This is a genomic window from Chryseobacterium sp. R2A-55, assembly GCF_021401085.1.
Lineage (GTDB): Bacteria > Bacteroidota > Bacteroidia > Flavobacteriales > Weeksellaceae > Kaistella.
The window spans coordinates 1-14,282 of sequence record NZ_JACBFP010000012.1 but is presented as its reverse complement, the minus strand read 5'-3'; the positions used below and the strand labels follow the sequence as shown (position 1 = coordinate 14,282).

Here is a 14,282-nt window from a genome sequence, read left to right as displayed (position 1 = left end):
AAGTTTTTAAGATTAACACAAATTTAACACAAATTTTTCCACTTTATCATCAAATCAAGACAAAGAATATTATTCTCAACACAAATATCTTCCATGATTAACTAAAACATATCATTTATTATAATTCATTGCATTTTCGAAAATGAGTTTGCCCCAAAAAAAACCATCAACTTTTGTTGATGGTTTTGGATTTCCGTGAATGAAAATTTAATCTAAATTCCAGCGATTTCCCCGATAAAATGATCCACCGTTTCATCAGTTGTTGCCCAGGAAGTGATCAGTCGGATGGCTGCTTTTTCTTCATCCATTTTTTTCCAGACATAGAAATCAAATTTTTCTGAAAGTTTTGCAATCTGACTTTGGCTTAAAATCGGAAAAATCTGATTGGTAAAGGTTTCCGACAAGAAATCAACCTCTTTGTCTTTCAGCGCTTTCTTCATCTTCATCGCCTGTTTGTTCGCATGATCTGCCAAATCGAAATACAGATTATCCTTCATCAGTTCCTGAAACTGGATTCCTATAATACGTCCTTTTGCGAGCATTGCTCCTTTTTGTTTGAGATGAAATCCAAATTCCTCCTGAAGATTTTCATTATTGATCACTAAGGCTTCGCCGATCAGAGCGCCGTTTTTGGTGCCGCCCAAATAAAAGGCATCGGTATATGTTGCCAGATCCTCCATTGTTAAATCGTTGGTTTCCGCAGTCAAAGCATGCCCCAGTCTCGCTCCGTCCATGAAAAGGAAAAGATTTCTATCCTGACAAAACCGATACAGCTCCTGCAATTCCCTTTTGGAATAAATGGTTCCAATTTCAGTGGAATTGGAGATATAGACCATTTTTTGCTTTACCTGGTGAGGTTTGTTCTGGTGCAGATCGATCACCTTTTGAACGTCTTCCGGCCGAAGTTTACCTTCCAAAGTTTCCATGCCGTGAACCTTGTGACCGGTCGCTTCTATGGCGCCGCTCTCATTGGTGAAAATATGTCCGCTGGAAGCAGAAACCACACTTTCATGGGGCCGCAAAAACGCAGAAATCACAATTAAATTAGCCTGTGTTCCACCGGAAACGAAGTGAACTTTTGAATTCTGGTTTTTAATTTGATGCACAATCAATTTTTCTGCATTCAGGGAATAATCATCCAAACCATAACCGTTTTGCTGCTCGAGATTGCTGCGTACCAATGCCTCTAAAATCCTCGGATGTGCACCTTCGGAATAATCATTTTTGAAAGAATATTTCATCAGGTAAAATTAATAAAAAAGGTGATTTCACCCCTAAAAAAACCGTGAAAACACTTTTTTTTGCAGCACTTTAAATCGCCATCTTTGTAGAGCCAAATCAAAAAACCAAATCATATCATTAATAACCACGACGAATCACTAAAAGCTTATCTGCAAAATTCTACTCAAAAAAGTTTTTTTCATTCATTATTTTTATAACAGATAATCAATTAAATGAGATTCGAATCGCACATTTCAAAAATGTGCGTTTTTTTGTCTGAAAATTGTTAGATTTGTATTCCACTATATCTAACTTCATGATTTCGCTTACCGAAGAAAATTATCTAAAAGCTATTTTTCATCTCAACACTGATGAAAACACGGTAACCATCAATGAGCTCAGCAAGTTCCTGAACGTGAAAATGCCGAGCGTAAATAACATGATGAAGAAGTTTGCCCAGAAAAAATGGGTGATTTATGAAAGCTATAAACCCTTATACATCACCGACTCCGGAAAAAAACAGGCCGCACTCGTGGTGAGAAAACACCGGTTGACAGAGATGTTTTTGGTAGAAAAAATGAATTTCGGTTGGGAAAACGTACATGAAATCGCTGAACAACTGGAGCATGTCCATTCTGAACTTTTCTTCGATAAGATGGACGAAATCCTGAACTACCCGAAATTTGATCCACACGGCGAACCCATCCCCGACAAAGATGGAAACATCATCGCGCAGGACCTCACCAAACTAAGTCAATGCAACTTGGGTGATCAGGTCACTTTCAGTTCTGTAACCAGTTCAGCGGACGATTTTTTAAATTTTCTGAATGATAAAAATCTGGAATTGGGGAAAAAAATCACCGTTTTGAACATTGAGAATTATGACCGGTCCATGACCATCCAAATCGAAGGCAGCCCAATCATCCTCAGTAAAATGGTTTGCGACAAGATCCTGGTTTCGCACTGATTTTCGTTTTTGTCACTTTCCCACAATTGCCGTAACTTTGTATCATTCACAAAAAATCAATAAAAATTAAAAATATGTCGAAAGCTATTTCACAGGTTCCTTACGCGGTGAACGAACCCGTAAGAAGTTACGAACCAGGATCTGCCGATGTGAAATCACTGATCTCCACTTACAAAAAAATGTGGAAGAAAAAAGTGGAAATCCCCATGTACATCGGAGGAAAAGAAGTGAAAACCAAAACGAAAACGCCCATTCAATCGCCACAGGACCACCAACACGATCTTGGATTTTACTATGCGGGAGATATGAGTCATGTGGAAGCCGCGATTGATGCGGCTCTGGCTGCCAAAAAACAGTGGGCTGCTTTGGGTTGGGAACAGCGTGCCTCTATTTTCCTGAAAGCCGCCGAATTGCTGGCAGGACCTTACAGAGACCGCTTAAACGCAGCGACCATGATTGGTCAGGGAAAAAATGTGATGCAGGCCGAAATTGACGCCGCATGTGAATTTATCGACTTTCTTCGTTTTAACGTGGAATTCATGACTGAACTGTATGCGGAGCAACCGATTTCAACTGATGGAATTTGGAACAGAGCAGAATACCGTCCGTTGGAAGGTTTCTGTTTTGCAGTGACTCCGTTCAACTTCACGGCCATTGCCGGAAATTTGCCGAGCTGTATGGCGATGATGGGAAATGTGGTGGTTTGGAAACCGTCTCATTCGCAGGTTTATTCAGCGCAGGTCATTATGGAAATCTTCAAGGAAGCAGGTCTTCCAGACGGCGTGATCAACCTGATTTACACGCCGGGTGCAGAAACTGCGAAAAAGGTACTTTCCCATCCTGATTTTGCTGGACTTCATTTTACAGGATCTACTTCTGTCTTTCAGGGAATGTGGAAAATGATCGGTGATCATATCCATCAATACAAAACCTACCCGAGAATCGTGGGTGAAACCGGCGGAAAAGACTTCGTGATGGTGCATCCGAGTGCAGATGCAGCAGAGGTTGCAACGGCATTGGTGAGAGGCGCTTTTGAATATCAAGGTCAGAAATGTTCCGCGGCTTCCCGAGCTTATATTCCAAAATCCCTTTGGAAAGAGGTTCAGAAAATCATGGGCGATCAACTGAAATCCATCAAAATGGGTTCTCCGGAAGATCCTTCCAATTTTGTGAATGCGGTGATTCACCAGCAATCTTTTGACAAATGTAAATCCTACATCGAAGCCGCAAAAAAATCAAAAGAAGCAAAAGTTCTGTTTGGTGGAAAATGCGATGACCAAAAAGGGTGGTTTGTGGAGCCCACCGTCATCGAAACTTCGAATCCGCAATATTCATCCATGTGTGAAGAGATTTTCGGACCGATTTTAACTGTTTATGTTTATGAGGACAAAAAGTGGGCAGAAACCTTGAAACTGGTCGATGAGACTTCGCCGTATTCATTGACGGGATCCATTTTTGCTAAAGACCGCTACGCGATTGATGAAGCCTACCACGCTTTGGAAAATGCAGCCGGAAATTTCTATATCAACGACAAACCTACAGGAGCAGTTGTTGGCCAGCAACCTTTTGGCGGAGCAAGGGCTTCAGGGACCAATGACAAAGCAGGTTCGAAAATGAACCTACTTCGTTGGGTTTCTGTTCGTTCGATCAAGGAAACTTTTGTAAGTCCGAAAGATTACAGATACCCGTTTCTGGGATAAAGAAACAGTATTCAAATAAAATACAGCCCAACCCGCGGAAGAAATTTCTGCGGGTTTCTGTTTTTTACCGATTAAAATCCCTCCACCGCAAAACGAGATCACTATCACTGCCCGATCAATTATTTTCAGTCCACATTTCGAATCTTCAACATATTTCCTTAGATTTACTCCATTACTGTTTAACCAAAAAAACTGATTAAAATGAAAATCAAGAGTTTTACCATTTCGTGGGCAGCAATCTGTCTGATGGCTTCATGTGCGGGAACACCATCAGTCCGTACAGAACTTTCCCACGCCAAAAGCAATCAGGTGCTGACCAAAAAAGAGCAGTCAAAACTGACCCCGGACGATGTGATTGGAATCCTGAAACAAGGAAACGCGGAATTTGTCAATAACCGGCTTTCAACAAGAAATACTCCAGACCGCATCAAAGCCGCCATCAACGGACAATATCCGGAAGCAATCATCCTTTCCTGCATCGATTCCCGGGTTCCGGTAGAAGATGTTTTTCACCGCGGGATTGGCGATGTTTTTGTGGCAAGAGTTGCGGGAAACATTGTCAATACCGATATTTTGGCGAGTATGGAATATGCCTGCAAGGTAGCAGGTTCCAAGGTAGTCGTTGTTTTGGGCCATGAAAGTTGTGGTGCACTGAAATCAGCAATTGATGATGTGAAATTGGGAAATATTTCAGAGCTGCTTCAGAAGATTACTCCTGCAGTCCATTCATCCAGGACCGGTTTTCAGGGAGAAACAAATTCTTCAAACCCTGCTTTCGTAGAGAAAGTCAGCCATTCCAATGTTGCTTTGGCCATGTCTGAAATCCGTAAAAACAGTCCGATTCTGAAAGAAATGGAGGCTCGCGGAGAAATCAGGATTGTGGGTGCCATGTATCATCTCCAAAATGGAAAAGTAGATTTTTTGGAGGACAGATAGAATCTGCATTCAAAAACCTGATATGCCAAACAGAATTTGGTGGAGAGATAATCTGTCTTTTCAGCAACTTGTCCCTTTTTCAAAGAAGAACAGGATTTTAACAAAACTTTATATGCCAATCCCTTTTTATGGCACGCTTTTTACAATCAGTTCATTATCAATTCAATTTTTGAAAATAACTTAAAACTTAAAAAATTATGAGCACTAAAAGAAACGGATTATTGGCTTTGCTGGGATTGGGCGCATTGGCGTGGTGGAAATACAAAAACTCCACTCCTGAAGAGCAACAAGCGGTAAAAGACAAAATCAACACCGCTAAAGACAACTTCAACAAATGGGGAAATGACCTGAAAAACAAGGCCAGCGAAGTCGCACAGCAGGTTCAGGAGAAAATGGATCATACCAAAACCTCCGTAGAAGACTCCGTCAATCAGAGTTAAGAAATTTTATATTCATATAGTTTGGAAGCCGCTGCATCTATTGATGGAGCGGTTTCTTTTTGCATCCACAGAAAGTCCCGCAAAAAAAGATATTTAATGAATCTGCAAAGTTCATGTGCTTTACGAATTTTCGATGCTAGAAATCTTTCCGTCAAAAAAATAACTCTTCAAATTTTGTCGTATCACTTAACTACATTTATGGCAAAGAATTAAGGTTACAGCCAAAATGACATTAGAAAAAACTCCATCCTTCCGCATGAAATGAAGCAAAGCAAATCATCAGAGATCATGAATCAGCATGTGGCAAAATAGCGATGTTCTGAAAGGCTTATCGAAATAGTGCTTTTCATTTGATGTGATGATAACATTTAATTTACCTGGAAAAACAGTAATAAAAACAAAAAACAGAAGGTTTTATGATTGATTTCGTTATCTTGCGCAGCTAAATTTGATTTTTATGAAAAACAAACTAGCCTTTTTTTTGGCATCAATCCTGATTATCGGTTGTTCAAGAACCAATGATGAAGGGACTCCACCAGACACGACCCCCGTTCTGGTTACAAAAATTAATTATCTCGCAGCTGATGGGAGTACCGCGGGGAGCATGAATTTTACTTACAGTGGGGATAAAATTGTAAAAGCAGAAGATTCTGACGGAAGTGAAAAAATAGAATATACGTACACTGGTGAAGACCTTTCAAAATCAGTTCGATATGTTGACGGCAAAATCAATTCGATAGAGGAGTATTCTTATGCCAATGGGAAATTAACCTCACAAAAAGTGACAGAAAGTTACTCCCCACATACTTATACTTTTACCATTAATTATGAATACGTGAATGACAATTACGTCAAATATTCAAGAATTATAGGTTATACTACAAATCCTACAGGAGGGATCACTTATAATTATGCTAATTATGAAGCATTTCTTTCAAATGGAAAGTTAAATAAGTTAATTTCAACATCTTCTAGTAGTGGCACCACCACTTATACCTACACGTATGATGACAAAAACAGCCCCTATCGAAATATCAAAGGCTTTACCAAAGCCATGCTCTTTGATTCAAGTGATGCGGAAATCAGCCAAAGCAATCTGACTAAAAGCAATATGTCGCAAGTATGGGGTACAAGCACTTACAGCAGTAGCAGAACCATGAATTATACTTACAATTCAAATAGTTATCCAACGAAGAGAACAACGTCATCTACCTCAAGCTCGTCTCCTTCAACCACCTTTAGTGTAACCTTCGAATACAACAAATAATATTCGGCTGTTCGCTAAAAAACCGAAGTAAACAAAGATTAAAATCTACCTGGACCGCTCAAGAGATTGAGCGGTCCATCTGTTAGAAACTTAAGAGGGTTAATCACAATTCAGTAAACCTTTTCTTGAAAGATTTAGAAAACCCTGAATATTGACCACTAAAACAATAGCTCTGCTACAAAATTCCTGAAAAGAAACCGGAATTCCAATTACCTCAAAAGTGCATTGAAAGTATCACCCTGCCGAATATCTCCGGTATTGTACCCTTTCATAAACCATTCTTTCCGTTGCGCTGAACTGCCGTGTGTGAAACCTTCCTGGTTTACATAACCTTGCGAACGGCGCTGGATATTGTCATCACCCACCGCTTCCGCCGCAGATATCGCAGATTCAATATCTCCCGGCTCCAGAATATGTTCCCGATTGTCGGTTTGCCTCGCCCAAACTCCGGCATAGAAATCCGCCTGAAGTTCGGTCGCCACAGAAACCCTGTTCATTTCGGATTCAGAATATTTTCCACTTGCCCGCAATTGGTCCACTTTTCCTGTTGTACCCAAAAGTGTCTGCACGTGGTGCCCGATTTCGTGCGCCATCACATACGCAATGGAAAACTCCGTCACTTTCGCCCCAAATCGCTGCTCCAGCTCTCTGAAGAAGCTCATATCCATATAAACGGTTTGATCTGCAGGACAGTAAAAAGGTCCCATCGCTGCCTGCGCAGTTCCACAACCGGATTGGGTCACCGATTCAAACATCACTACTTTCGGGGCGCGGTATTGCATGCCGTTTTCCTGGAAGATTTTTCCCCAGGTCTGTTCGGTTTCGGCAGTGACCATCGACACGAAGTCGCGGACTTTCAATTCATCCGCTGTCAGACTTCTCTGCTCCGTGGGTGCGGAAGATCCGATGCCGGAATTTAAAATCGCGGAGGGATCGCCGCCCAGAAAAAACACTATTGCCGCAATGATCAGCGTTCCCAGTCCACCACCGACTAATAGTCCGCCTCCTCCACCGTTTCCGCGTCGGTCATCCACGTTGTCACTTCTATCGTTGGTCCATTTCATAGATTTAAATTTTATTAAGGAAAAGTAAATTTACAAAAATCAACTGCAATTCTCCCGCCAATTTTTGATCCGCTAAAAATGAAAATTCCCATCGGGTCAACCATGGGAAAATCTGTAATTCTGCAATAGAAACGTGAAAGTCGGCTATTTAAAGATATTCATCTTCTCGTCATACACCGGACTTGATATTCCCAGGAAGTTCAAAACACTGTGAAAAACATGGTGCTGCGTTAAGGATTTCTCCGGTTTCAGAGTTTTAGAATGATCGGAAACCCAGACAATGAATGGAATTTCATACTGCTCTTTTGGTGCAATACTCATCGGGACTCCGTGCATGTACAGGTTTTTTTCGCCCAAAGACTCGCCATGGTCTGAAACAAAAATCATGGAACTGTCATAATCCTTCAGTTGTTTCAAATCCTCAATGATGTTGTGCAAAAGGTAATCTGTGTAAACGATGGTATTGTCATACGCATTGATCAGTTCTTCCCTGCTGCATTTTCCCAGTTCCACACTGTTGCATACCGGTTTGAAAACCTCAAATCTTTGCGGATATTTTTTGCTGTAAGTGGGACCGTGACTGGTACTGGTGTGCAAAACAATCAGAACTTTATCACTTTTGCTCGACAAAATCTGATCTTTCAGTCCATTGACCAGAATCTGATCATACCCACAATCTCCGCCTTTGCAGTTCTTTGCCAACATTTCGGAGGTTTGGTAATTCGGAATATGTACGGGCGGTTCGCCCCAATTCGTAGTTCGCCATACTACATCTACTTTATTCCGGTTCAGGTAGTTCGGCAGGATTTCATACAGATCTCCGGTGTCCCGGTGTTCCAAAATACATTTTACGCCTGCCGTGGTATAGGTTGCGCAAGAGGTGGCATTAAAATGAAAAACATTGGGGGTTTTCGAAAGTAAAGGGTTCGTGTTTTTTTGATAGCCGTACAGCGAAAAGTTTTCGGAACGGGCAGATTCCCCGATGACCAAAACCACCACCGCCTTTTTGTGGTCTTTAAAAGCAGCATCCGGCAATAGGATTTCTTTCTTATTCTTTTGGGCATCATGAATGAAAAAAAGCGCAGTGTTCACCGAATAAGACCATGGCATCGCAAGTCCGCCGAGGGATTTGGAATTTTTGTCAATCCACAACCAGTTCGCAGCGTTCACAAAAGCCATGATCAATGCAAACAATAGGACCAGTCCGCTTTTGATGAAAAATTTTCTGACAGGATCCTTCCTTATTGTAGCCTTAATGATATAAATGCCTGGAAGAATCCCAAACAGCAGCACATACAGAACCATTTTGAACGAGAAAAAACTCCCCGCCTCATTCTGATCGGTATTGAAGACATTCCCAATCATGCTTTCATCGATGATGACGCCATAAGTATTGACAAAATAGACCGACAAAGCGGAAAGGATAAAGGTTAAAACCAGCAGGAATTTTCCCAAATATTTAGAAATCGAAAGAAAAAGATAGAAAACCCATGCATTCAAAACCAGCATCAGGATCATCAGACTCCCAATGGCCAGAATACCGTTGAAACTCTTGTAATCCAAATTCGTCAGGACAAATTTGAAGAATGGCTCATGAAAAAACAAAAAGTTCATCGCACCCAGAATCAAAGAGAATCGGGTGATGGAAATGCTATTTTTGAACATAGACTTTAATCATTTTATAAAGCGATACCACCAATCCGACGATGGCCACATAAAAAACCGGCAGATTCTCTGTGCGGATCTTCGTGATGAACACAACCACGCAAACCAGAAAAGCGAGTATTAAAAAAGGAAACCATTTCTTCTGGCCCAACCAACCAAAAAGGTTACATTTCCGCATCGTGAAAATTCCCAGCAAACCACAGATATAACCGATAATACTTCCGGAAACCACATCGAGCGGATAATGCGCGCCGACTCCCACCCGGGTGAATGCCACGAAAAGTCCGGTACAGACCATGAAAGCAAACCATAAAATCTTCTTTCCCAAATTTTTAGGCATAAATCCATACATCAAGACCGTGATAAAGGTGAAAACGGTAATCGAATGTCCGGAAGGCAGGCTGGAATAGCCTACGAGGGTTTTCCCGATGATGTGGAAACTGTCCTGATCTAAAATCCCGGCAGGTCGGGGAACGGAGAAAAGACTTTTGAAAAGCTTTGAAAACACCAATGAAAAGAGGGCGGCCGGAACCGCAGCTTCCCAGATCTTTGGAGCAATGACGATGAAAACCCCCATCATAGAAAGAAAAACCATAGCATCTCCCACATAGGTGAGATTGTTCATCACATTGGGAAATTCGGATAAGCGCGAATTGATTGCGTAGAAAAAGGGTTTCTGGATTTCAACGTAACCATGGGTGCTTAACGCATTCTGAGAAAGCAAAAATAAAGCAATCACCGAAAGCAAAACCACCGGCAAAACCAACAGTACCGGTTTGAGCTGAGCAAAATTTCTGGCAACCTGGAAATTCATCATGAGGAACAGCACTTTTTTCTAAGACAAAAACACTTGAAAGCATTCACTTTTCTAAATCCATTGCGGCATTCAAGCAAAATAATCCGCGTAAAAATACAGGAAAAATATTTGGCGCGGAAATTATTTTCCGAAACCGATATTTCCTTTCTTCCGCGAAAGTTTCCGTTTGAAATCAATCATCTTCAAAGCGGTCACTGCGGCTTCCACCCCTTTGTTTCCCAATGTTCCACCGCTTCTCGCGATAGACTGCTCCTTATGGTCATCTGTCAACAGGCAGAAAATGGTGGGGGTATCGGTCAGAATATTGCAGTCTTTGATTCCCTGGGCAACGGCAGAACACACATATTCAAAATGTGGAGTCTCGCCACGGATCACACAACCGATCGCAATAACCGCATCATATTGACGTTCTTTGCAAAGCTGCATGGATGCATAATTCAGCTCAAACGCTCCCGGAACGTCAAAAATTCTGATGTTTTCTTCTTGTACGCCTTCTCTGATCAGGGTTTCAAGGGCGCCGTCACGCAGGTTGAAGGTCACGAAATCATTCCATTCTGAAACAACGATACCGATCCTGAAAGAACCGGCATCATTTATTTCCAATGGTTGGTAATCTGAAAGATTTACTGTTGCCATACCTATTTTGTTTGAAGTTTAAGGCCTGTCTGCCGACCGGCAGGTTTCAGATCTTACATCTGTCTTTCCGCAAAGAGGTTTCAAGCCAAAAACCTGTATAAAACTTTTGGGATTAATAGTATTTCACCATTTCAATATAGGCATCGGACATTCCGTTGTCATAATCCTGATATTTTTCGTCGATGGTGGAGAAGTATTTTTTTGCTTCGGTGTTTTTCTTTAATGCCAAAGCGAAGATTCCGGCTTTCCTGGTAAAATAGTAAGAAGTATATGGATCTTCTGATGCCTTGGTTGCCTTATCCAGCAATGAAAGTGCATCTTCGTTCCTGTTCAGATTGGATTGACAGTCTGCCATCGCTCCGTATTTCAGCGCCATCAAAGTTTTGTTGTCAGAGGAAAATTTATCGAGTAAATCATAGGCTTCCTGGAATTTCCCCTCCTTAAATTTCAAAAGACCTGCATTATAAGCAGAAAGTTTTCCTACCTGAGTCCCGGAGTATTCGTTGTAAGTCCCTAGATAACCTGGATTTGCAGCGGTTTTTCCACCGAGTGCCAAATCTTCTTTTCCGTCTGCCAAATTTTTCTGGGCAGCCAGATAACCCATTGTTGCCTCATTGTTTCTTGGTAGCACGTAGAACTGCTGGAATGCGAAATATACCAAAACGATCAAAACCAAACCTACGAAGATTCCGATCAAAGTTTTGGCGTGATTCTCCAAAAACTGTTCTGCATCGAGCGCGGTTTTATCCAGCCCTTTGAAAACCTCCACGGTTTCCTTACCTTCCATTTCCTTTTTGCTCGGTCTTCTTAAATTTTTTGCCATAATGTCGTTAAAAAAATTGAGTGCAAATTTAATTGTTTTTGAGGGATATACAAAATTTATTGCCTGTGGTTTGGAAAAATTACCTTCATCAGCAGAATTTACCTCATCAATACTCCAAAATCTGGTGAACTTCAGCATCAAACTGCTTCAGTCTTTCGGTTCCGTGCAAATCCTTCAATGCGATGAGGAAACTGAACTGAGCTACTTCGCCGCCCTGCTTTTCAATCAATTTTGCGGCTGCTTCGGTGGTTCCGCCCGTGGCCAACAGATCGTCATGGATCAGCACTCTCTGTCCGGGTTTTAACTGGCCGGTCCGCATTTCGATTTCAGCCGTACCGTATTCCAGGTCGTATTTCTCACCTACGAAAGGTGGCGGCAATTTCCCTGCTTTTCTGATCAGGATAAAGGGCACTTCCAAAGCCACGGCGATCGCGATTCCGAAAAGGTAACCCCTGCTTTCGATTCCGCATACCGCATCTATTTTTCCACGACTGAAGTCTGCGAGATCCTTGATGACTTCCTCATAAAGTTTCGGATCCAGAAAAATCGGGGTGATGTCTTTGAACTGAATTCCGGGTTGTGGGAAATCAGGGATGTTCTGGATGGTTTTTTCTAATTTTTGAACCAGTTCGGGATTTGTCATTCTAATTGATTTTATAGCTGGATATTTTCCATTCGCCGTTTGCATTTTTCAATCCGAAAGTCACCAGTAAAGCGGTAGTTCTGCCTTCTTTATCGGTCACTTCATAGGTTGCGTTGACACTAGCGGAATTGGCGGAGGTGCTGTTGGTGGTGATATTCTTCACCGAGATGTTTTTCACCGCACCGAATCCGGATGTCGGATTCGAGAAATTTTCATAAGATCCCCAGTTGGGATTGTCTGAAACTTCGTAAGCGCCGCGCAGGTTTTGCGAACCCAGACTGCCGAGAAACTTTGAAACGGTTGCTTTCGGGTCTGCATTGGATTTCTGCGGAGCGGTTCCGGTGGTGCTTCCGGCAGTTTCATTGGGATCCACCGATTCCAGCGGGATCTGGTTCGGATCATTCGGATCCGGATTGGTGGGATTATCAGCGGGATTTCCGGCCGGCATCAGGAGTGCTTTCGGATTCACCTCTACTCCTATTTTAGACATTTTAAAAGTCTTCTTCGTTGTTTTTACTGAAACTGTGATGTCGATTTTACCGTCGATGATTTTTTGAGCAGGCAGTGAAGCAAACCTCAGATTAAAGCCTTTGAAACTGTTGTCGAGCATGAGGTTTTTTGAGGTCAGGACTTTATTTCCACCGCTGAAAACATCCAGCACCGTTTCCAGTGCGGCTCCTTCAAAACGGATATTGTTTCCCGAATTATCAACCAACCGCGGAATAATCTGCAGGGATTGCGCACCCAGAATATGGTCGGTAGCAACGGGCTGAACATCAATACTCAAGCCGTTTGCGGAAATATCGTTTGGATCGGTTACCTTTGCGTCTTCACTCCCAAAAATATTCATTTCGCCCAATGAAGGCGGACCTGTGCTCGTCCATTCGATTCCGTTTTTCCGGGCCACCTGGTCGGCAAGTGCCAGAATTCCCGGCACCTTCATCCCGTTGATCAGTTTTCCCAATGCTTTGATCTCATTCAGATCACCATCTGCATCCACCCCGAAAGTTTTCAGGATATAAAGTGCTTCATTGAACTTCACCTGCTGCAGAGTGGTGAGGCTGGAAGCCATATCGTTGATACTGGACTGAAAGCTTTTGGGATCTGTGGCATCCACCTTGTCTTTTTTGCAACCTGTGATCAGGAAGCCTACAAACAATAAAAGCAGGATTTTTTTCATTTTGAGGAGATTTAGACAAATTTAAAAAAAATACCGGGATAATGACGGGAAAATATCATGGGGGTTTATTTGTTTTCCACTTCTTTTAAATCATTCTTAAAGAACCTCCGAAAACCTTCTGCATATTGGGGAAAATAGCTCCTGCCAAAATGGAACTGCCGTAGACGGTTTTAAATTTCACCTCAGGCATATTATGGTCATGATTGATTTTGTCAAAAAATACATAATTAAAGTAAATATTAAATAAAAAACCGCTTCAAAATTTTGTTTTGAAACGGCTTCCATCAATAACTTGGATAAGCTTTAAAATCATATTCTCCCGTTCGCATTCTATAAACCATACGTGATGTACTCACCTGATACATCCAATTTCGATTTCATAATCACCAAAAAACATATTATGAAATCCACCTACAAAACAGGACACGCAAAAAATGTCGCTAACTTCCAAGACCTCATCGAATTTATTACAGGATATGGAGTAAGCTACAATCCGTCCAAAAAATCCCTGTAACTTCCACAATTTATCATATTAAAATCATCTTCAGAAAGTTCTTCAGCTAATGTTATCACAAAAAACACACTTTACAATAACAACAACACACTGAAACCGGCAATGTCTCATAGGGGTTTACCGAATATCCGGCGGGGAAAGTCGGCATAAACTACAAGGGGCTATTCTTAGGGGTGGGAGGAGCCTGCCTTGAAACAACAACATTGATATTCTGAAAAAAAACTGCAGGTAATAACCAAGCTTTCTTTTTTTCCGAAGGACCGGTGCGGCAAATTTTTACAAAGAATCCAGCGGACTTTTGATTTTCGATTTGGAAACATCCGTTACATGAGTGTAGATCTGTGTTGTTTTGATGGAGTGATGGCCTAAGAGTTCCTGTATAAAGCGGATATCGGTACCCGTTTCCAGC

At 41.8% G+C, this 14,282-nt stretch carries 14 protein-coding genes; 5 read left to right on the top strand and 9 right to left on the bottom strand.

What is annotated here, in order from left to right:
- Positions 1 to 212: 212 nt before the first annotated feature.
- Positions 213 to 1,241, bottom strand: a complete 1,029-nt coding sequence (locus tag L0951_RS12030) for a threonine aldolase family protein (protein ID WP_234111504.1) — start codon at positions 1,239 to 1,241, stop codon at positions 213 to 215.
- A gap of 296 nt (positions 1,242 to 1,537) precedes the next feature.
- On the opposite strand from L0951_RS12030, the gene L0951_RS12025 reads away from it, so the two are divergent.
- The 5 genes from L0951_RS12025 to L0951_RS12005 all read left to right on the top strand — a co-directional run bounded on the left by L0951_RS12025 (position 1,538) and on the right by L0951_RS12005 (position 6,531).
- Positions 1,538 to 2,188: a metal-dependent transcriptional regulator gene (locus tag L0951_RS12025; RefSeq protein WP_234111554.1), complete on the top strand. Its 651-nt coding sequence runs from the start codon at positions 1,538 to 1,540 to the stop codon at positions 2,186 to 2,188.
- Positions 2,189 to 2,262: 74 nt separating this feature from the next.
- Entirely contained in the window at positions 2,263 to 3,888 is a 1,626-nt protein-coding gene (gene pruA / locus L0951_RS12020) for an L-glutamate gamma-semialdehyde dehydrogenase (RefSeq protein ID WP_234111503.1), read from the top strand.
- A 201-nt stretch (positions 3,889 to 4,089) separates the two neighbouring features.
- Complete coding sequence (locus tag L0951_RS12015; protein ID WP_234111502.1) at positions 4,090 to 4,824, top strand: carbonic anhydrase family protein; 735 nt, start codon at positions 4,090 to 4,092, stop codon at positions 4,822 to 4,824.
- A 197-nt stretch (positions 4,825 to 5,021) separates the two neighbouring features.
- Positions 5,022 to 5,264 (top strand): YtxH domain-containing protein, encoded by a 243-nt coding sequence (locus tag L0951_RS12010; RefSeq protein WP_234111501.1) that lies wholly within the window; start codon positions 5,022 to 5,024, stop codon positions 5,262 to 5,264.
- A 481-nt stretch (positions 5,265 to 5,745) separates the two neighbouring features.
- On the top strand, positions 5,746 to 6,531 hold the full coding sequence (locus tag L0951_RS12005) for a hypothetical protein (protein ID WP_234111500.1): 786 nt from the start codon (positions 5,746 to 5,748) through the stop codon (positions 6,529 to 6,531).
- A 209-nt stretch (positions 6,532 to 6,740) separates the two neighbouring features.
- On the opposite strand, the gene L0951_RS12000 is transcribed toward L0951_RS12005, so the two are convergent.
- The 8 genes from L0951_RS12000 to L0951_RS11965 all read right to left on the bottom strand — a co-directional run.
- Positions 6,741 to 7,595 carry a neutral zinc metallopeptidase gene (locus L0951_RS12000; RefSeq protein WP_234111499.1) on the bottom strand — a complete coding sequence of 285 codons (855 nt, stop codon included), beginning with the start codon at positions 7,593 to 7,595 and terminating at the stop codon, positions 6,741 to 6,743.
- A 144-nt stretch (positions 7,596 to 7,739) separates the two neighbouring features.
- Positions 7,740 to 9,260, bottom strand: a complete 1,521-nt coding sequence (gene eptA / locus L0951_RS11995) for a phosphoethanolamine--lipid A transferase EptA (RefSeq protein WP_234111498.1) — start codon at positions 9,258 to 9,260, stop codon at positions 7,740 to 7,742.
- On the bottom strand, positions 9,247 to 10,077 hold the full coding sequence (locus L0951_RS11990) for a phosphatase PAP2 family protein (protein WP_234111497.1): 831 nt from the start codon (positions 10,075 to 10,077) through the stop codon (positions 9,247 to 9,249). Before L0951_RS11990 ends, eptA begins: the two co-directional genes overlap by 14 nt.
- A gap of 120 nt (positions 10,078 to 10,197) precedes the next feature.
- A complete protein-coding gene (gene ribH / locus L0951_RS11985) occupies positions 10,198 to 10,713 on the bottom strand; it encodes a 6,7-dimethyl-8-ribityllumazine synthase (RefSeq protein ID WP_234111496.1) in 516 nt (171 codons plus the stop codon).
- Positions 10,714 to 10,825: 112 nt separating this feature from the next.
- On the bottom strand, positions 10,826 to 11,536 hold the full coding sequence (locus L0951_RS11980) for a tetratricopeptide repeat protein (protein WP_234111495.1): 711 nt from the start codon (positions 11,534 to 11,536) through the stop codon (positions 10,826 to 10,828).
- A gap of 106 nt (positions 11,537 to 11,642) precedes the next feature.
- Positions 11,643 to 12,179 carry an adenine phosphoribosyltransferase gene (locus tag L0951_RS11975; protein WP_234111494.1) on the bottom strand — a complete coding sequence of 179 codons (537 nt, stop codon included), beginning with the start codon at positions 12,177 to 12,179 and terminating at the stop codon, positions 11,643 to 11,645.
- A 1-nt stretch (position 12,180) separates the two neighbouring features.
- Positions 12,181 to 13,359 (bottom strand): DUF6694 family lipoprotein, encoded by a 1,179-nt coding sequence (locus tag L0951_RS11970; RefSeq protein WP_234111493.1) that lies wholly within the window; start codon positions 13,357 to 13,359, stop codon positions 12,181 to 12,183.
- Between the two features lie 790 nt (positions 13,360 to 14,149).
- A partial coding sequence (locus L0951_RS11965; protein ID WP_234111553.1) for a tyrosine-type recombinase/integrase occupies positions 14,150 to 14,282 on the bottom strand: 133 nt, incomplete at its 5' end.